Genomic DNA, 17168 nt, shown 5'->3' with positions numbered 1-17168 from the left:
ACGTTCCAATTTCTGCCGCTATCGATCGATTAAATCGGCATTTGATGCATCGGACGTTCTTTATATAGTGGTCGGTTCCTTCGTCAACCGGAACTCGACCAATGCACGCTTTTTTCACCCGACTTCCTCGCTTGCGAACTGCCACTGCGACGCTGTTTGTCACCGGCGTACTGGCGAGCGCGCTATGCCTACCCAGCGCAGCGAGTGCGCGCGAAACCGTGTCGATCAGCTACCAGCGTTCGTCGACGCTGTTCATTCTGCTCAAGCGCACCGGCGAACTCGAGAAGAAACTCGGCGCGCTGGGCTACGACGTGAGTTGGCACGAGTTTTCGACGGGGCTGCTGCAATCGCTGAATGCGGGCAGCGTCGATCTGCATGCGGACGTCGCCGATGCATTTGCGTTGTTCACGCAGGCGGCGAATGCGCCGCTCACGTATTACGCCGAGGAAACGTCGGCACCATCCGCGCAGGCGATTATCGTGCCGCCCGATTCGGCAATCCGTACGGTTTCCGATCTGAAAGGAAAACGCGTCGCGGTATCGAAGGGTTCGGGCTGTAATTTCCTGCTGCTGGTTGCGCTCGCGAAAGCGGGCCTGACGATCAATGACATTCAGGTCCGGTACCTCGAAGCGCCCGATGCGCTCGCAGCGTTTCGCGGCGGCAATGTCGATGCGTGGGTGATCTGGGACCCGTTCCTGGCCGCCCAGCAGCGTGAAGCGCATGTGCGTGTGGTCGCGGACGGTTCCGATGGGCTCGCGCAATACAACCGCTTCTACACGGCGACGACTTCGTTTGCGGAACGACATCCTGATGTGCTGCGTGCGGTGTTCGATGAACTGAAGGAGAAGGGGCAGTGGGTCAAGGCGCATCCACAGGAAGCGGCGCAGATTCTCGCGCCGCTGTGGGGCAATCTGCCCGCGCCGACCGTCGAGCTGGCGAACAGCCGGCGCAGCTATGCAATCGTGCCGGTGCAGCGTGATCAGCTTGGAGAACAGCAGCGAATCGCGGATACGTATCGTGCAGCGGGGTTGATTCCGGCGACGTTGAAGGCGACTGACATTCGAATCTGGACGCCGCCGGGACGGTGATGGTTATCGTGACATTCCGGGCGGTCAGGATTCGCGTTCAACTCACCATTCCGATTTATGCGGCACGCCGATCCGGCGGCGTGTCGGCGGTCACGGTTTGCCGACTGTGCTGCCTCGGTGAACAGCCTATGACGCGTTTGAAAGCCTTGCCGAACGCGCTTTCGGACTCGTAGCCCAGCGATGTGGCAATACGGGGAATCGAGTCGCCTGAATTTTTCAGCCGATCGCATGCCAACAGCATTCGCCAACGTGTCAGATACTCCATCGGGGATGATCCAACCGTCTCCTTGAAGCGCATTGCAAAGGTCGAGCGTGACATGCCTATGCGCACGGCCAGCGCCTGTAACGTCCACGGATGCCCTGGGTCATCGTGCATGCAGGCGAGGGCTGCGCCCAGATGTTTATCCGCCAATGCGAAGAGCCAACCGACGCCGGCGCTGGCCCTGTCGTTCAGGTGCAGGCGCAATGCTTGAACGAGCATCATGAAGGCGAGTTGCTGTGCGATCAAAGATCCGCCCGGCTGCGGATCGCGTATCTCCTGGGCCATGCGCTCCAGCGACCAACGCATCGCCGCTTTGTCTGAGTCCTTGCGGATATGCACGATGGGCGGCAGTGAGCCCAACAGCATGTTGGCGTGGTCACCGCTGAGCAGAAAGTAGCCGCCGACAAGATAACAACCTTCTTCTTCGCTGCTGGAGACGCTGGTACCCGATCCCTCTGCTACCAGTGGCAGACTGAAGTCGACAGGTTTTATCGACAGGTCGGTGGCAAGACAGAAAGGCGGCCCAGGTGGCAACAAGTAGCAGTCGCCCGCGGTGAGAAGCACCGGATCGCTAACGCCATTCACTGATAACCAGCACTGACCGGAGACCACGGCATAGCATTTGATGCCGTCATGTTGCTGCCACTGAATCGCCGAGTTGCGGTTGATCCCAAGGCCGCCCGATACAACGCTCCTGGGTTTCAGCAAAGACAACAAGTCTGAGAGTGGATCCATACAGTTCCTGGACGATTGATCCAAAAATACGGACTATACGACATTGTTCGTATCGCGAGCACCGCCTAAATTAGGTATCGCTGGACTGCGACTGCAGCCCTGAATCTACTTAAAGGCGAATTCATCATGCGTATTTTTGTAACGGGCGCCACGGGTTTTATTGGCGCAACCATTGTTCACGAGCTTATCAACGCAGGCCATCAGGTGCTTGGACTGACGCGGTCGGAGGCGGGTGTCCAGTCACTTACCTCCGTTGGAGCGGAAGTGCACCGCGGCGATATTGTCGACCTCGACAGTCTGCGCCGCGGGGCAAGCTCGGCTGACGGTGTCATCCACACGGCCTTCAATCACGACTTTTCGAAGATGTTGGCGAACTGTGAAGCAGACCGGCAGGCCGTCGAGGCAATGGGGTCCGCGCTGCACGGATCGGACCGCCCGTTGATCATTACCTCTGTTGCCGCACTGGGCACGTCCGCGTACGGCAAGCCCGCGACTGAAGACAACTTCAATCCCGATCAACCGAACCCCCGCAAGGTGTCGGAATCGACCGCTGACGCGCTAGCACAGCGTGGCGTCAGGGTATCGGTCGTGCGCCTTCCGCAAGTCCACAATCCCGTCAAGCTGGGGCTCATCAGCTACCTGATTAAACTGGCGCGAGAAAAAGGCGTGTCCGCCTATATCGACGACGGGCTTAACCGCTGGGCTGCTGTGCATCTCTCGGACGCGGCGCGTCTATACCTTCTGGCGTTAGAGAAACGTGCGACGGGCATCCGATACCATGCCGTTGCCGAAGAAGGCGTACCACTGCGGACGATTGCCGAAGTCATCGGTCGCAATCTGAATGTTCCGGTAACGAGCATTGCCGCCCCGGATGCACCCGCACACTTCGGCTGGCTCAGTGCATTCGTCGGCGCCGACATGTCCGCTTCCAGCGCGCTTACGCAGGAACGACTGGCATGGCAACCAACAGGGCCAGGACTGATCGCCGATCTTGAACAGGTGCGCTAGGCAATAGATGCCTGGGACCGTGTCCGCTTACGCTGCCGGTGAGTAGGTTCGCAATTCCGTGGCCAGCGCCGTGAGCTCGGTTCTTTGATTCTCTATCTGAGCCGCTTGCGCTTCCAGGGCACGAAGCTTCGATTCGACGATCGCCAACAGTCTGGTCTTTCGACCTTCGTCGTGCGGGGACGAGAGATGCGACTCCACCTCGGCTAGCGAAAAACCAAGACGGCGGGCCCGGTCGATGAACAGCAAAATCTCCATCGCCCGCGCGTCATATTCTCGATATCCGTTCAACGACCGCCCGGGCGGTGGAAGCAGTCCGCGAGCCTCGTAAAAGCGAATTCGAGTCGCGCTGATCCTGGTTTGCGATGCAAGTAGCCCGATGCGCATGAGCTTGACCTTCAAGTAGGTGGAAGGTGCAGCATCCTTATTCTTCGACTCAGGATGCACCGATCCAATGGAAACACTTTTGATGATACCGGGCCTCTGCAGCGATGCCGCCGTCTGGCGTCGAACAATTGCTGCGCTGGACGGGAAGATCGACTGTCTCGTTGGCGATACGCTCAGCGACGTAACGCTTGAGGGCATGGCGCGTCGCGTTCTAGCCCAGGCTCCGGATCGCTTTGCTCTGGCGGGTTTGTCGATGGGGGGGATGGTGGCGCTGGAGATCATGAGAATCGCCGCCCGACGCGTTACACACCTGGCGTTGATCGACACCAGCGCACGGCCCGACAGTTTTGGGCGAGGGGTCTATCGTCGTCTCGCCAACCTGTACGTCGGTATGAGCAACGACTTTCAGCGTACGGCTGAGCGTAGCCTCAGATCGCTTGTGCATCCGTCAACCCCCGAAGACGTGCGCGACGAACTGGTTGGAATGAGTGTCCGGGTTGGTCCGCAAGCTTACGTACGGCAAAATCTGGCCGTTATTGCCCGCTCCGATTTGCGGCCGGTCCTGTCAACGATCGACATTCCGACCATCGTGGTGGTTGGCCAGGAAGACCGGGTCACGCCGGTCCATCTGTCCCATGAGATTCAGAACCTCGTCACAGAATCGAAACTCCATGTCATTGCTGATTGCGGACATCTGCCGCCAATCGAGAAACCTCACGAAGTGGCTGCCTTGCTATCGGCGTTCATTGCGCCAGGACACTAGGAACCCGCTTCAGAAAACGGATTGAGTACGTTGCAAGTTGCGCCAGCACGTTCCCGCGACATCTGCTACGCCAGGGCCGCCTGTAAATCGGCGATGTCGCGTTTTGGCGGAGTTCCGAACATCCGCGCGTACTCGCGACTGAACTGCGAAACGCTCTCATACCCCACTCGATAAGCGGAGCCCGTTACGCTGGCTCCGTCCTCCACCATCAGGCGACGTGCCTCGAGCAGACGCAACTGCTTTTGATACTGGATTGGAGTCAAGGACGTGAGTAGCTTGAAGTGTTGGTAAAAAGACGAGGGACTCATCCGAACCGTACTGGCAAGTTGCTCGATGCGGACAGGACGGGCGATGTCGCTGCGCAGAAGCCCGATCGCTTCGGCAATGCGTTGCATGCGGCCGTTAGGGGAGACGAGCTTGCGTATTTCATCGGCACTGTCGCCGGTCAGCAGCCAATAGGAGACTTCCCGCATGATCGCAGGGAACAGGATCGGTGCAGCCTGGGGTCTCCCAAGCATCTGGATCATCCGGCCAATGCAGTCGGCCAGTGGTCCGTCGACATTCATCGAGAAGACGCCCATGCGGGCATTTTCATTCGGTTTGGGAGGCGGGGAGAGTTGTGCGATTACCTCCCGCAATATGCCGAGATCAAGCTGCAGGACGATGCCCAGATAGGGCTCGCGCACGCTCGCGCGCGTCACTCTACCGACGCCAGGTAGTTCCATGCTGACTACGAGCGCTTGCATCTCGCCGTAGTCGAACAGTTTGTCGCCGAACAATACCTGTTTCGCTCCCTGCACAGTGATGCAGAGCGCGGGCTTGTACATCACATGGTATGGCAGCCTCTCGCACGTCGACCGCATCAGAAACAATCCTTCGATCGGAGTGACGAGGACGCCGTCGTCCCCGCCGTTGCCGTCCATGTATTGATTCAGAGCAGCTATCAGGGTCGGTGACATGCGAGGCCTCCAGGGCGGAGTTCATGGTGGTCTGTAGCGCGAGGGCAATCTTAGCGCTAAATCTCAAAGCAGAAATTGAGTTTGGAGGATTGGGCAAAATATTTGCGGATTCCGGCATGCGAGCCTCAGTCACTTCAGCCCATACTTTCTGGCATGGACAACGCACTTACGAGGCAACCATTGAAGACCATCGTGATGACCGGCGGTACGTCGGGTCTGGGCGAAGTGGCCGCGCGACAGATCGCCGGGACCCCGAGCACGCATCTTGTGCTTGGAGCCCGTCGTGGGAGTCAATCGACAATCGAGACACTACCGCTAGACCTCACCCGCCTTGCCAGTGTCCGCGAGTTTGCTCAGAGCGTCATTCAGGCACTTGGGGATAGATCGATCAACGGGCTGGTGCTGAATGCAGGGACTCAGTTTCCGAATATCGACCAGCGGACGGAGGATGGTTTTGAGACCACGTTCGCCGTCAACCATCTGGCGCATTACCTGTTACTCCAGTTGCTCGTGCCCAGGCTCGCTCAAGGTGCCATAGTCGTTATTACCACCAGCGATACACACGACCCGAAGATGAATCCAATGGCACCGAAGGAACTCGATCCGGAGTTGCTGGCTTATCCTCAAGCTCAGCGCCGTTCGACGGGATTCTCTGCGGGATTTCGCGCCTACGCGGCATCGAAGCTCTGCGATCTGCTCATGGCCCGCGGGTTAGCTATATCCGACGAGGCGCAGGCGAAGCGCTTCACTGTTGTTGCCTATAACCCAGGTCTTACCGTCGGGACATCGCTATTTCGGGCGTGGCCTCTCTGGGCCCGAGTGGCAATGGGTACCGTTGGTCTGATCCGGCCGATGGCGCGTCTTGCAACCGTGGACCAGGCCGGTCAAAACCTTGCAGACCTGGCACTCGGGCGGATAACGCCGCCCGCTGGACGCCTGTATGCCTCGCTTGTCAAACGCCAGCTCACGTGGCCTGATCCATCGGAGCTTGCGCGCCAGGATGACGTGATGAACGGCCTTTGGCACGACAGCGCACGCATGGTCGGTCTATCAAGTGCGGCCAGACCGGCCTTCAAATGAGTGGCAACCTGGCAGGATATTTCTCGATCGCAGCGCTGACCGGTCTCGTCATCGCACTGGCGGGCTGCAGTTCAGCCGCAGTTGGCAGCAATCCTTCGCTTACGACAGCACAACGTGATCAGGCACAGCGGGAAGCTTCGCGCCCACTTGTTGGGTCAGGCAAGTCTTACGAGACCGTGATCGTCGACTTCGATCTTCCCGTCCCGTTTGACCAATTCTCCAGATGGTTTGCGGAGAACGGTGCCTCGAGAATATCCGTGTTCATGACGGGTACTTCGTCTCTTTTTCCCCTTCCTTCTCTTCGTTCTTCATCCTCGCCGGAGCCTGGAGCGGTGTACAGCGATGCGCTGATCGGCACGTGGAAAAGCGTTGGCGACCGTCGACGGGTCGTTTTCGCTGACGGTAGTAGCGCCCTCGAGGAAATTACAGTCGATCAGTTGCCACAGCGTTTCCAGTTTGAGGTGTGGAATATCACGAACGACACCGGTCGATACATCACATACGCGCTTTCGGAGTTTCGTTTCTCAGGAAGCGACCGCGGCACGCACATTCGTTGGGAATATTCGTTCAGTCCGAAGGGGTTGCCCGACGGCTGGTTCATTTCACGATTCGTTCACGAGGACTTTCGGCAGTTCATGGAAGCGACGTTGACCGGGCTAGCACCAGAGCGACGGCACTAGCCCGGTTCTTTGCTTCAGTCTAGTAGTCGAAGCCTGGACCACCCGCACCAGGACCACCAGACGCCGCCGCAGGGGCAGCATCTTTCGGCGCCTCATACACAGTGGCGTCGGTCGTCAGCAGCAAACTCGCAATTGATGCCGCGTTTTGCAACGCCGTGCGCGTGACCTTGGTCGGATCGAGCACACCCGATTCCACCAGATCGCCGTACTCACCCGTTGCCGCGTTGTAGCCGAAATTACCGCTGCCTTCCGCGACCTTCGCGACGACGACGCTCGCTTCCTCGCCCGCATTCGTGACGATCTGCCGCAGCGGTTCTTCGAGCGCGCGACGCACGATGTTGATACCCGCATCCTGATCCCGGTTCGCTCCGGTCAACCCCGCGATTGCCTGCTTGACGCGGATCAATGCGACACCGCCGCCCGCCACGATGCCTTCCTCGACAGCCGCACGCGTCGCATGCAGCGCATCGTCGACGCGATCCTTCTTTTCTTTCACTTCGATTTCGGTGGCACCGCCCACCTTGATCACGGCGACACCGCCGGCCAGTTTCGCGACACGTTCCTGCAGTTTCTCGCGGTCGTAGTCGGAGGTCGCTTCGTTGATCTGCACGCGGATCTGCTTCACGCGCGCTTCGATGCTCGCTTTGTCGCCGGCGCCGTCGATCACGATCGTATTTTCCTTGGCGACTTCGATGCGCTTCGCCTGACCCAGTTCGGCCAGCGTCGCCTTTTCGAGCGTGAGGCCGGTTTCTTCGGCGATCACCTGGCCGCCGGTCAGGATCGCAATGTCTTCGAGCAACGCCTTGCGACGGTCGCCGAAACCCGGTGCTTTCACAGCGACCGTCTTCAGGATGCCGCGAATATTGTTCACGACGAGCGTTGCAAGCGCTTCGCCTTCGACGTCTTCCGCGATGATCAGGAGCGGCCGTCCCGCTTTCGCGACCTGTTCGAGCACCGGCAGCAGGTCGCGGATGTTCGAAATCTTCTTGTCGTGCAGCAGGATGTACGGTGTGTCGAGCACCGCGACCTGGCGGTCCTGGTTATTGATGAAATACGGCGACAGGTAGCCGCGATCGAACTGCAACCCTTCGACCACATCGAGCTCGTCGGCGAGCGTCTTGCCGTCTTCGACGGTGATCACGCCTTCCTTGCCGACGCGGTCGATCGCTTCGGCGATGCGCTGGCCGATCGATTCCTCGCCGTTCGCCGAGATCGTCGCGACCTGGGCGATTTCCTTGCTGGTGGTGGTCGGCTTGCTGATCTTCTTCAGCTCTTCGATGCCCGCGGCGACAGCCTTGTCGATACCGCGTTTCAGGTCGAGCGGATTCAGCCCGGCTGCAACGTACTTCTGGCCTTCACGGACGATCGCCTGCGCGAGCACCGTTGCCGTCGTCGTGCCGTCGCCGGCGGTGTCGCTGGTCTTCGACGCGACTTCCTTCACGAGCTGCGCGCCGATGTTCTGCAGGCGGTCGGCAAGCTCGATCTCCTTCGCCACCGATACACCGTCCTTCGTCACGACCGGCGCACCGAAGCTGCGTTCGATCACGACGTTGCGACCTTTCGGCCCGAGCGTCACTTTCACTGCATTCGCGAGCAGATTCACACCTTCGACGAGTTTGGTGCGCGCGTTGTCGCTGAAAACGATTTCCTTGGCTGCCATGTTCCGATTCCTTTGTGTATGAGGCGAAGCGATCAGCGCGCGTTCACGACAGCGACGATGTCGTCTTCGCGCAGCACCAGCAGTTCGTTGCCGTCGACCTTGACAGCCTGACCCGCGTACTTGCCGAACAGCACGCGCTCGCCGACTTTCAGATCGGGCTCGATGCGTTTGCCGTCGTTGTCGCGCTTGCCCGGGCCGACTGCGAGGACTTCGCCCTGGTCGGGTTTTTCTGCGGCGCTGTCGGGAATCACGATGCCCGACGCGGTTTTGGTTTCCTGATCGAGGCGCTTGACGATCACGCGATCGTGTAACGGACGTAGGCTCATCTGCTTTCCTGTATCGATGAATTGGCACTCTTCGCTGGCGAGTGCTGACCGAAGCCCGAGTATAGAAACGTGCCGTCGTGTACTCCAATAACGGATTCGCACAACCTTATCGGTGTATGGCATTTGCACGCGGTTCTGTCATGGCGGACGGCGGCATGCCTTGGCTGCGTCGTGTAAAAACCCTTCTGCCATGCGGGTCCTGCCAGTTTTTTGCGTCTGGCGTATGGTGAGCGTTCCGTTTGATCGCCGAATCGAACTTGTCCAACATCGTGACCCCACATCATGACCCGCTCCCGTCAATTGCATCTCGGCGCGTTCATGCGCCCCGTCAGTCTTCATACCGGCGCATGGCGCTTTCCGGGCGCCGCGCCCGATGCGAACTTCAACTTCGCGCTGATCAAACGTTTCGCGCAGCGGCTCGAAGCCGCGCGCTTCGACGCGTTCTTCATGGCCGATCACCTCGCGGTGCTCAACATGCCGATCGATACGTTAAAGCGCAGTCATACGGTTACGTCGTTCGAGCCGATGACGCTGCTGTCCGCGCTCGCCGCAGTCACCGAGCGCCTCGGCCTGATCGCGACGTCGTCGACGACCTTCGACGAGCCGTATCACGTCGCGCGGCGTTTCGCGTCGCTCGATCATCTGAGCGGTGGCCGCGCCGGCTGGAATCTCGTGACCACATCGAACCCGGAGGCCGCGCGCAACTTCGGTCTCGACGAGCACGTCGAGCACGGTGAGCGCTACCACCGGGCGCGCGAGTTCTATGATGTCGTGACCGGCCTGTGGGACAGCTGGGCCGACGATGCTTTTGTGCGCGACGTCGAGCGCGGCGTGTATTTCGAGCCGGAGAAACTGCACGTGCTCGATCACAAGGGCGAGCATCTGTCGGTGCGCGGCCCGCTGAATATCGCGCGGCCGGTGCAGGGTTGGCCGGTGGTCGTGCAGGCGGGGTCGTCGGAGGCGGGGAGGCAACTGGCCGCCGAAACCGCCGACGCAGTTTTCACCGCGCAACCGAATCTCGCCGAGGGCAAGCGCTTCTATGCCGATGTGAAGGCGCGCCTCGAACCGCTTGGCCGCGCGCGCGATCATCTGAAGATCCTGCCGGGCGCGTTCGTGGTGGTCGGTTCGTCGCTCGACGAAGCGCAGCACAAGCGCGCCGAGCTCGACCGCTATGTGCACTACGACAGCGGCATCGCGTCGCTGTCGATCGCGCTCGGTCACGACGTATCGCATCTCGATCCGGACGGCCCGCTGCCCGAGATTCCAGAGAGCAACGCGAGCCGCAGTGCGCGCCAGCGCGTGGTCGACTGGGCACGCGAAGAAGGACTGACCGTGCGCCAGCTCGCGCAACGGATCGGTGGCTATTCGGGGCTGGAGATGGTCGGTACGCCGGTATCGATTGCGGATCAGATGGAGCAGTGGCTGGTGGAAGAGGGCTCGGATGGCTTCAATGTGATGTTTCCGTTTCTGCCTGGCGGTCTCGACGATTTCGTCGATCAGGTGGTGCCGGAACTACAGCGGCGCGGCATTTTCCGTCGCGAGTATGAAGGCTCGACGTTGCGCGAACATCTCGGGCTGCCGCGACCGGCGAACCGCTTTTTCGCGGCGTAACGTCATGCGTCGGAGCGGAATCGATAGCAGAAAAAACTCGAAGCCGGACGTTGACCGCTGCGTTCGGCGCCACGCATGATGCAACACCCGCTGTACGCGTGAAACACCCCATTCTTCAGGAGCATCCGATGAACGCCGTGGTCTCTCCGCCGTTTTCCGCATCTGAATCTACCTTGCAAGCGCAGTCGATCGAGGTCTCGCCGCTGTCCGCGCATATTGGCGCGGAAATTCACGGTGTCGATCTGACGAAGCCGCTATCCCTGCAGCAGATCGCGGAGATCCGCGCTGCGCTGCTCGCGTGGCGCGTGGTGTTCTTTCGCGAGCAGTTTCTGACCCACGAGCAGCACGTTGCGTTCTCCGCGCAGTTCGGCGAGCTGACAGTGGGTCACCCGGTGTTCGGGCACGTCGAAGGACATCCGGCCATTTACTCGATCTCGAAGTTCCGCAAGGCGACGCGCTTCGAAGGGCCGGCGTTGCAGCGTCCGTGGACAGGCTGGCATACCGACGTCACCGCCGCGATAAACCCGCCGTACGCGTCGATCCTGCGCGGCGTGACGATTCCGCCGTATGGCGGCGATACGCAATGGACCAACCTCGTCGCTGCTTACAGCAAGCTGTCGGCGCCGTTGCGCGCGTTTGTGGACGGGTTGCGCGGCGTGCATCGCTTCGCGCCGCCGAGCGGTGCGCAAGGCACGGATGCGTTCAATGCCGCGGTCGAACAGAACACACTCGTCACCGAGCATCCGCTCGTGCGCGTGCACCCCGAAACCGGCGAGCGTGCGCTATACGTGAGCCCGGGTTTTCTCAAGCAGATCGTCGGCCTTACGCCGCGCGAAAACCAGGCGTTGCTCGAACTGCTGTGGGAACACGTCACGCGCCCCGAATTTACGGTGCGCTTCAAATGGGAAGCGGGTAGCGTCGCGTTCTGGGACAACCGCACCACAGCGCATCTGGCGCCGACCGATATCTTCGACCTCGAGTTCGATCGTCAGCTGTACCGCACGACGCTGGTCGGCGACGTGCCGGTCGGTCCGGACGGTGTGCGTTCGGTCGCATTGCAGGGCACGCCGGTCGGCGCGGCCGCTGCTGTCGCATTGAATTAAACGGAGCCCGCAGGATGACGCAATCTGCATTAACGGTGGACCATCTGGTGATTCGCGTTCACGATCTCGACGCCACCGTCGACGATCTGGGCGCACTCGGCTTCACCGTACAGCGCGGGGGTACGCACGCCGACGGCGTCACGCACAACGCGCTGATCGGTTTCGCGGACGGCAGCTATATCGAACTGATCGCGTTCCTGCGGCCCGCGCCGCAACGGCGCTGGTGGACGATCGGCGAACAGCACGGCGACGGCTTCGTCGATTTCGCGCTCTTGCCTGGGCCTGGCAGCGTCGCCGCGGCAATCGAAGGGGCGCGCGTGCGCGGACTGTCCTACGACGGTCCGCAGGACGGCGGCCGCATGCGGCCCGATGGCGAGCGGCTTGCATGGCAGACCGGCCGGCCCTCTACCGCCGATCTGCCGTTTCTGTGCGGCGATATCACGCCGCGCCGGTTGCGCGTGCCGGAAGGCGAGGTACGGCATCACGCGAATGGCGTACGCGGTATCGCGAGTCTCGCGGTCGCGGTGCGCGATCTTGACGTGAGCACGCGGCGCTACGCCGCGCTGCTTGGTATCGACACCCCCGTGTTATCCGCCCCACTGGCGGGCTTTGGCGCACGGGCCACGACGTTCCGTGTCGGTGCGACTGCGCTCGTGCTGTTCGAGGCGGCCGCGAGCGCGTCGTCGGACAGCGCGCTGCGGCGCCAGCTCGATACGCGCGGCGAAGGGCTCTTCGGTATTGCACTCGATGTCGGCCATGACGGCGACGCACGCGTGCTCGATGCGAACCGTACCCACGGTGCGCATATCGAAACCATCCGCACGTTCAAGGCGGGTGGAGGTCGCGCCTAGAAGGGCGTTATCGCGCGACGCGCTTGACTCGGCACGCCGGCATGCCGGCCGTCGCGCACATTCACACATATCGTTATCGGCTTTTCTTGGTTGCGTGCGACGGTAGGCGAAATCTATTCTGGCTCGTTGCAGACCTACCGGAGCACATGATGACGACGATCCCCGCCCCGTTTCCGGGCACAGAAAGGGACCCGCAAGCCGCACCCAACGACGCAGAACTCGACGCCCGCTTTGCACCGGTCTTCGCGCGTATCGCCGAAGGCAACATCGAACGCGAACAGCGCCGCGAACTGGCCTACGAGCCTGTGCGCTGGCTCAAGGAAGCGGGCTTCACCGCGCTGCGCGTGCCGCACCGCTACGGCGGTTTCGGTGCGACGCTGCCGCAGTTTTTCCGCTTGCTGACCCGGCTCGGCGAAGCGGATTCGAACCTGCCGCAAATCCTGCGCGTGCATTTCGGCTTTATCGAAGGCCGCCTTGAAAGCGAGGATGAAACGCTGCGCGAGCGCTGGTTCAAGCCGATCGTTGCGGGCGAAACGATCGGTGCGGCGATTTCCGAGCGCACCGGCGCGACGCACAACACGGTTACGCTCGCGCGCAACGCGAACGGCGACGGCTGGACGCTGAACGGCGAGAAGTACTACAGCACCGGTACTCTGTACGCGGACTGGATCGATGTGGCGTCGCACGATGGTGACGACGATGTGCGCGTGCTGGTGCGCGGCGATGCGCCGGGCGTGACGCGCATCGACGATTGGGATGGTTTCGGCCAGCGGCTGACGGCCAGCGGCACGACGCGCTTCGAGAACGTTCATGTGAGCAACGAGCAGATTCTCGTGCGCTACCGTGGCTCGGAGCCGCGCCGCAATACGTCGCTCACTGCGTTCTATCAGACCGTGCATCTCGCGACGCTCGCGGGTATCGCGCGCGCGGTACTGCGCGACGGCGTCGAATTCGTGCGCGGCCGCACGCGGACCTTTGGCGTGCCGGGCCGTTCCAGCCCGCGCGACAACCCGCTCGTGCATCGCGTGGTAGGTCGGCTGGCGAGCCTCGTGTATTCCGCGGAAAGTCTGGTCGGCTCGGTGTCGGGCGCGCTCGAAAAAGCGTGGCAGGAACGACTGGCCGGCCGCGCGACTACCGACACCTACATCGCACTCGATATCGAAGCGTACCAGGCGCAGCAGATCGTGATCGAGCAGGTGCTCGAAGCGGCGACGCTGGTGTTCGAAGTGGGCGGCGCGTCGGCGACGAGCGAGGCACGGCGGCTCGATCGTCACTGGCGCAATGCGCGCGTGATCGCGTCGCACAATCCGGCGATCCAGCGCGAAAGCGCAGTGGGCAATTTCCATCTGAACGGCACGCCACCGGGCGAGCGTTTCAGTCTGGCGCATACGCCTGCGGAGCTCACCGGTACGCCGGAGCCTGTTGCAGCGGCACTCGATTGATCGACGGTGTAGCACGCGACCAACCCTTCACTTCGCACCCGGACAGGAGCGCCGCATGAGCGGACAGACAGCGTACGCAAATACCGCCAGGAACGTCACGTCGACGACGCACGATGTCGATGTGCTGGTGCTCGGTGGCGGCCCAGCCGGCACGTGGGCGGCGGTCGGTGCGGCGGCGCGCGGCGCGACCGTGCTGCTGGCGGACAAGGGGTTTTGCGGTACCTCGGGTGCGACGGCACCTGCCGGTACCGCGGTCTGGTACGTGCCGCCGGACGGCGAGGCACGCGAGCGCGCGAAGGCGAGTCGTTTCGCACTCGGTGGCGAGCTGGCGGATCAGACCTGGATGGATCGCGTGCTCGAGCAGACGTGGCGCAATTCGCAGCAGCTTGCCGAGTGGGGCTACCCGTTTCCCGCCGATGCCGATGGCGAACCGCGTCTCACATCGCTACAAGGCCCGGAATACATGCGCCTGATGCGGCGTCGTGTGAAAGAGGCGGGCGCTCGCATAATCGATCACAGTCCCGCGCTCGAACTGCTCGTCGACGAACGCGGCGTGGTGTCGGGCGCCGCGGGCGTGAACCGCCAGACTGGCGACGCATGGATTGCGCGTGCGCAGGCGGTGGTCATCGCAACCGGCGGCTGCGCGTTTCTCAGCAAGGCGCTCGGCTGCAACGTGCTGACCGGTGATGGTCAACTGATGGCCGCCGAAGCCGGCGCGCAACTCTCGGGCATGGAGTTTTCGAATGCGTATGGGCTTGGCCCGGCGTTTTCGTCGGTGACGAAGTCGTTGTTCTATACGTGGGCGACGTTCTACTACGAGGACGGCACGCCGATCGAAGGCGCGGGCTCGGCACGCGGTCGCGGAGTGATCGCGAAGACGCTGCAGACCCAGCCGGTGTACGCATGTCTCGATCGTGCCGATGCGCAGATTCGCGCATGGATGCGCACCGCGCAGCCGAATTTCTTCGTGCCGTTCGACCGGCTCGGTATCGACCCGTTCACGCAGCGCTTTCCGGTGACGCTGCGGCTCGAAGGGACGGTGCGCGGCACCGGCGGGTTGCATCTGGTCGACGAGACGTGTGCGACTTCGGTGGAAGGACTGTATGCGGCCGGCGATGCGGCGACGCGCGAGCTGATCTGCGGTGGTTTCACGGGCGGGGGTAGTCACAACGCCGCGTGGGCGATGTCGTCGGGACTTTGGGCAGGTGCGGGTGCTGCCGGTTACGCGCGCGATGCGGGCCCCGCGGCGCGACATCGTACGCTGCGGCATGCAGGCGGCGTAGGGCTGCACGATGGCGGTGACGTCACACCGGTGGATAGCGCGGATCTGATCCAGGCCGTGCAGGCCGAGGTGTTTCCCTACGAGCGCAACTGGGCGCGGCGCGGCGATCTGCTCGACGATTCGCTGGGGCGGCTCGATGCGTTGTGGCAGCGCGTGCGTCGCGCGGCCCCGGCAAGGAGCGCAAGCGCTGCGGTCCGCACACGCGAGGCTACAGCGATGCTCGCGACCGCGCGCTGGATGTATCGCAGCGCGCAACGGCGTACCGAAACGCGCGGCATGCATCGACGCCAGGAACATGCGGCGCTCGATCCACAACAGCATCACCGGTTGCTGAGCGGCGGGCTCGACGAAGTGTGGGTCGAACGGCTTGCGTTGACTTCGTCTGCCACACACGCAGGAGTTGCCGCATGATCGAGATCGTCGACGAAGCACGCTGCACGGGCTGCAATATCTGCGTGCGCGCGTGTCCGACCAATGTGTTCGAAGCGGTGGCGGGTGGCGTGCCGCGCATTGCGCGACAGGACGACTGCCAGACCTGCTTCATGTGCGAGCTGTATTGCCCCGAAGACGCGTTGTTCGTCGCGCCGCAGGCCGAAGGACTTGCGGCATCCGATGTGCTCGATGCACAAGCCACCCGTGCGCTGATGGGCGGCTATCGTCGCTCGATCGGTTGGGGGCGTGGTCGCGAATCGACCGCGGCACTCGACGCCACGTTCGAGCTGCTCGTGCGGGCGCATTGAGTGCGGCGTTTTCTGTAAAACCCAACGCGCCCGATATCATCCTGTCCGCTCAAGTCTCCAGCGGAAACACCGGCTCGCCAAGCGTCAGCATCAACCGGTTCGCCCACGCGAAGATCGCGATCGAATGCGTGAGGTCGAGCACTTCCTCGTGTGTGAGCCCGACCGCTTCGAGTGCCGCGATCGAAGCGGCATCGATCGATTCGGGGCGCTCGGTGAGCTCGATTGCATAACGCACGATGGCTTGTTCGCGTGGCGACGTGCCTGCGGTGGCGGGATCGTCGAATACCTGCTCGATTGCATCGGTACGCTTCGCGAGCTGGCTAAAGCGCTGTGCGTGCACCGACGCGCAATACACGCAACCGTTGACGCGCGACACGACCGTGCTCGCCAGTTCGCGCTCGGCGCGCGGCAGGCCACCGGGGCCATACATGATCGCGTTGAACACGCCGGAGCGCTGACGCAGGATCTCCGGTTGCTGGACGAGCAGCAGGTAGTAGTCGGAGGTCTTCGCCTGCGGGTGGCTTTCTTCGAGTACGGCGAGCTGTTCCGGTGTCGCACTATCTAGCTTCACCGTGTCGAGCCATGCACGCCAGCCGAGCGTCGCGAACGTGAACGATGGTTGCGTGCTCATGCGACCTCCCGGTCGGCGCGAGCCTGCAACGCACGGGTTGCTGCGACGACGCGCAATTGATACGAAACGAAGGCGATCAGTTGCGACAGCGCGACGATGGCAGGTGTCGTCAGACCGGCTTCCTGAAGCGTGCGCAAACCGGTCGCGTGTGCTGTGGCGGGAGCGAGCGTTAACAACCGCGCGTGATCGAGAATCGCGGCGAGGCGGCGCGACAGTATGCCGTGCGTGCCGGTTGTGACGGCAGCAAGTTCGTTCGACGGTGCGTCGGTTTCGACGAGACGCTGCCGGTAAGTTTCCGCAACCGTGTGTGCGTTCGCGAGATGCGCCGAGTACCACGCGGCGTATAGCCGTTCGCGCAGCGTTAGCGCGGTCAACGACGGATCGAACAGCGCAGCTTCGCTCAACTGCGTGTGCAGTGCGACCTTGGCGCGTGCACCGCGCAGCGCGGCGACCGTGCTGCCGGTGGCGAGACCGGCTATGCGGTCGACGGTGTCTTGCGGCGATGAAGGTGAAGCGGTATCGATGGGGGCGCTCATGCGGGCTCCGGGAAATGACGGTGTGCG

The 17168-nt window shown here is 62.2% G+C and carries 18 protein-coding genes; 11 read left to right on the top strand and 7 right to left on the bottom strand.

The features are described from left to right. The first annotated feature begins 131 nt into the window (after positions 1-131). The gene (locus FNZ07_RS12380) at positions 132-1088 is read left to right on the top strand and encodes an aliphatic sulfonate ABC transporter substrate-binding protein (protein ID WP_245811302.1); all 957 of its coding nucleotides are present in this window, start codon (positions 132-134) and stop codon (positions 1086-1088) included. A gap of 55 nt (positions 1089-1143) precedes the next feature. Here the strand turns inward: FNZ07_RS12380 and FNZ07_RS12375 are convergent, their stop codons facing one another. After that, positions 1144-2085 (bottom strand): AraC family transcriptional regulator, encoded by a 942-nt coding sequence (locus FNZ07_RS12375; RefSeq protein ID WP_091006688.1) that lies wholly within the window; start codon positions 2083-2085, stop codon positions 1144-1146. 126 nt (positions 2086-2211) lie between these two features. Between FNZ07_RS12375 and FNZ07_RS12370 the strand changes: the two genes are divergently transcribed. Then, a complete protein-coding gene (locus FNZ07_RS12370; RefSeq protein ID WP_091006686.1) occupies positions 2212-3093 on the top strand; it encodes an SDR family oxidoreductase in 882 nt (293 codons plus the stop codon). A 27-nt stretch (positions 3094-3120) separates the two neighbouring features. Here FNZ07_RS12370 and FNZ07_RS33600 read toward each other — a convergent pair whose 3' ends face one another. Beyond that, positions 3121-3492: a MerR family transcriptional regulator gene (locus tag FNZ07_RS33600; RefSeq protein WP_170275729.1), complete on the bottom strand. Its 372-nt coding sequence runs from the start codon at positions 3490-3492 to the stop codon at positions 3121-3123. Between the two features lie 52 nt (positions 3493-3544). On the opposite strand from FNZ07_RS33600, the gene FNZ07_RS12360 reads away from it, so the two are divergent. Further along, positions 3545-4240, top strand: coding sequence for an alpha/beta fold hydrolase (locus FNZ07_RS12360; RefSeq protein WP_091006684.1), 696 nt, complete (start codon positions 3545-3547; stop codon positions 4238-4240). Between the two features lie 65 nt (positions 4241-4305). Here FNZ07_RS12360 and FNZ07_RS12355 read toward each other — a convergent pair whose 3' ends face one another. Then, positions 4306-5199 carry an AraC family transcriptional regulator gene (locus tag FNZ07_RS12355; protein ID WP_091006682.1) on the bottom strand — a complete coding sequence of 298 codons (894 nt, stop codon included), beginning with the start codon at positions 5197-5199 and terminating at the stop codon, positions 4306-4308. 180 nt (positions 5200-5379) lie between these two features. Between FNZ07_RS12355 and FNZ07_RS12350 the strand changes: the two genes are divergently transcribed. Together FNZ07_RS12350 and FNZ07_RS12345 are read left to right on the top strand one after the other, a co-directional pair. After that, complete coding sequence (locus FNZ07_RS12350; RefSeq protein ID WP_211367839.1) at positions 5380-6279, top strand: SDR family NAD(P)-dependent oxidoreductase; 900 nt, start codon at positions 5380-5382, stop codon at positions 6277-6279. Next, positions 6276-6959, top strand: coding sequence for an SRPBCC family protein (locus tag FNZ07_RS12345; RefSeq protein ID WP_143098001.1), 684 nt, complete (start codon positions 6276-6278; stop codon positions 6957-6959). Before FNZ07_RS12350 ends, FNZ07_RS12345 begins: the two co-directional genes overlap by 4 nt. Positions 6960-6978: 19 nt before the next feature. Here FNZ07_RS12345 and groL read toward each other — a convergent pair whose 3' ends face one another. Together groL and FNZ07_RS12335 are read right to left on the bottom strand one after the other, a co-directional pair. Next, a complete protein-coding gene (groL, locus tag FNZ07_RS12340; protein WP_091006678.1) occupies positions 6979-8619 on the bottom strand; it encodes a chaperonin GroEL in 1641 nt (546 codons plus the stop codon). A gap of 32 nt (positions 8620-8651) precedes the next feature. Then, positions 8652-8945 (bottom strand): co-chaperone GroES, encoded by a 294-nt coding sequence (locus FNZ07_RS12335; protein ID WP_091006676.1) that lies wholly within the window; start codon positions 8943-8945, stop codon positions 8652-8654. A gap of 282 nt (positions 8946-9227) precedes the next feature. Between FNZ07_RS12335 and FNZ07_RS12330 the strand changes: the two genes are divergently transcribed. From FNZ07_RS12330 to FNZ07_RS12305, 6 genes are all read left to right on the top strand, one after another. After that, on the top strand, positions 9228-10556 hold the full coding sequence (locus FNZ07_RS12330) for an LLM class flavin-dependent oxidoreductase (protein WP_091006675.1): 1329 nt from the start codon (positions 9228-9230) through the stop codon (positions 10554-10556). 128 nt (positions 10557-10684) lie between these two features. Beyond that, positions 10685-11659 (top strand): TauD/TfdA dioxygenase family protein, encoded by a 975-nt coding sequence (locus tag FNZ07_RS12325; protein ID WP_091006673.1) that lies wholly within the window; start codon positions 10685-10687, stop codon positions 11657-11659. Positions 11660-11673: 14 nt separating this feature from the next. Further along, positions 11674-12510, top strand: coding sequence for a VOC family protein (locus tag FNZ07_RS12320; RefSeq protein WP_091006671.1), 837 nt, complete (start codon positions 11674-11676; stop codon positions 12508-12510). A 149-nt stretch (positions 12511-12659) separates the two neighbouring features. After that, complete coding sequence (locus tag FNZ07_RS12315; protein ID WP_091006669.1) at positions 12660-13952, top strand: acyl-CoA dehydrogenase family protein; 1293 nt, start codon at positions 12660-12662, stop codon at positions 13950-13952. A 55-nt stretch (positions 13953-14007) separates the two neighbouring features. Next, on the top strand, positions 14008-15645 hold the full coding sequence (locus FNZ07_RS12310) for an FAD-dependent oxidoreductase (RefSeq protein WP_091006667.1): 1638 nt from the start codon (positions 14008-14010) through the stop codon (positions 15643-15645). After that, positions 15642-15974 carry a 4Fe-4S binding protein gene (locus tag FNZ07_RS12305; RefSeq protein ID WP_091006665.1) on the top strand — a complete coding sequence of 111 codons (333 nt, stop codon included), beginning with the start codon at positions 15642-15644 and terminating at the stop codon, positions 15972-15974. The genes FNZ07_RS12310 and FNZ07_RS12305 overlap by 4 nt, the downstream gene beginning before the upstream one ends. A 49-nt stretch (positions 15975-16023) precedes the next feature. On the opposite strand, the gene FNZ07_RS12300 is transcribed toward FNZ07_RS12305, so the two are convergent. Further along, complete coding sequence (locus FNZ07_RS12300; RefSeq protein ID WP_091006663.1) at positions 16024-16605, bottom strand: peroxidase-related enzyme; 582 nt, start codon at positions 16603-16605, stop codon at positions 16024-16026. After that, positions 16602-17141, bottom strand: coding sequence for a CMD domain-containing protein (locus FNZ07_RS12295; RefSeq protein WP_091006662.1), 540 nt, complete (start codon positions 17139-17141; stop codon positions 16602-16604). The genes FNZ07_RS12300 and FNZ07_RS12295 overlap by 4 nt, the downstream gene beginning before the upstream one ends. Positions 17142-17168: the final 27 nt, after the last annotated feature.

This window comes from Paraburkholderia megapolitana, from assembly GCF_007556815.1.
GTDB classification, from domain to species: domain Bacteria; phylum Pseudomonadota; class Gammaproteobacteria; order Burkholderiales; family Burkholderiaceae; genus Paraburkholderia; species Paraburkholderia megapolitana.
Note: the sequence above shows the minus strand (reverse complement) of the source record. Positions and strands in the feature narration are given on the sequence as shown.

Bases quoted from the DNA above. Each gene is read 5' to 3' on its own strand.
- FNZ07_RS12315 (WP_091006669.1), top strand. From the start codon at position 12,660: ATGACGACGATCCCCGCCCCGTTTCCGGGCACAGAAAGGGACCCGCAA.
- FNZ07_RS12325 (WP_091006673.1), top strand. From the start codon at position 10,685: ATGAACGCCGTGGTCTCTCCGCCGTTTTCCGCATCTGAATCTACCTTG.
- FNZ07_RS12355 (WP_091006682.1), bottom strand. From the start codon at position 5,199: ATGTCACCGACCCTGATAGCTGCTCTGAATCAATACATGGACGGCAAC.
- FNZ07_RS12300 (WP_091006663.1), bottom strand. From the start codon at position 16,605: ATGAGCACGCAACCATCGTTCACGTTCGCGACGCTCGGCTGGCGTGCA.
- FNZ07_RS12345 (WP_143098001.1), top strand. From the start codon at position 6,276: ATGAGTGGCAACCTGGCAGGATATTTCTCGATCGCAGCGCTGACCGGT.
- FNZ07_RS12330 (WP_091006675.1), top strand. From the start codon at position 9,228: ATGACCCGCTCCCGTCAATTGCATCTCGGCGCGTTCATGCGCCCCGTC.
- FNZ07_RS12335 (WP_091006676.1), bottom strand. From the start codon at position 8,945: ATGAGCCTACGTCCGTTACACGATCGCGTGATCGTCAAGCGCCTCGAT.
- FNZ07_RS12320 (WP_091006671.1), top strand. From the start codon at position 11,674: ATGACGCAATCTGCATTAACGGTGGACCATCTGGTGATTCGCGTTCAC.
- FNZ07_RS12305 (WP_091006665.1), top strand. From the start codon at position 15,642: ATGATCGAGATCGTCGACGAAGCACGCTGCACGGGCTGCAATATCTGC.
- FNZ07_RS12310 (WP_091006667.1), top strand. From the start codon at position 14,008: ATGAGCGGACAGACAGCGTACGCAAATACCGCCAGGAACGTCACGTCG.
- FNZ07_RS12295 (WP_091006662.1), bottom strand. From the start codon at position 17,141: ATGAGCGCCCCCATCGATACCGCTTCACCTTCATCGCCGCAAGACACC.
- FNZ07_RS12375 (WP_091006688.1), bottom strand. From the start codon at position 2,085: ATGGATCCACTCTCAGACTTGTTGTCTTTGCTGAAACCCAGGAGCGTT.
- groL (WP_091006678.1), bottom strand. From the start codon at position 8,619: ATGGCAGCCAAGGAAATCGTTTTCAGCGACAACGCGCGCACCAAACTC.
- FNZ07_RS12360 (WP_091006684.1), top strand. From the start codon at position 3,545: ATGGAAACACTTTTGATGATACCGGGCCTCTGCAGCGATGCCGCCGTC.
- FNZ07_RS12370 (WP_091006686.1), top strand. From the start codon at position 2,212: ATGCGTATTTTTGTAACGGGCGCCACGGGTTTTATTGGCGCAACCATT.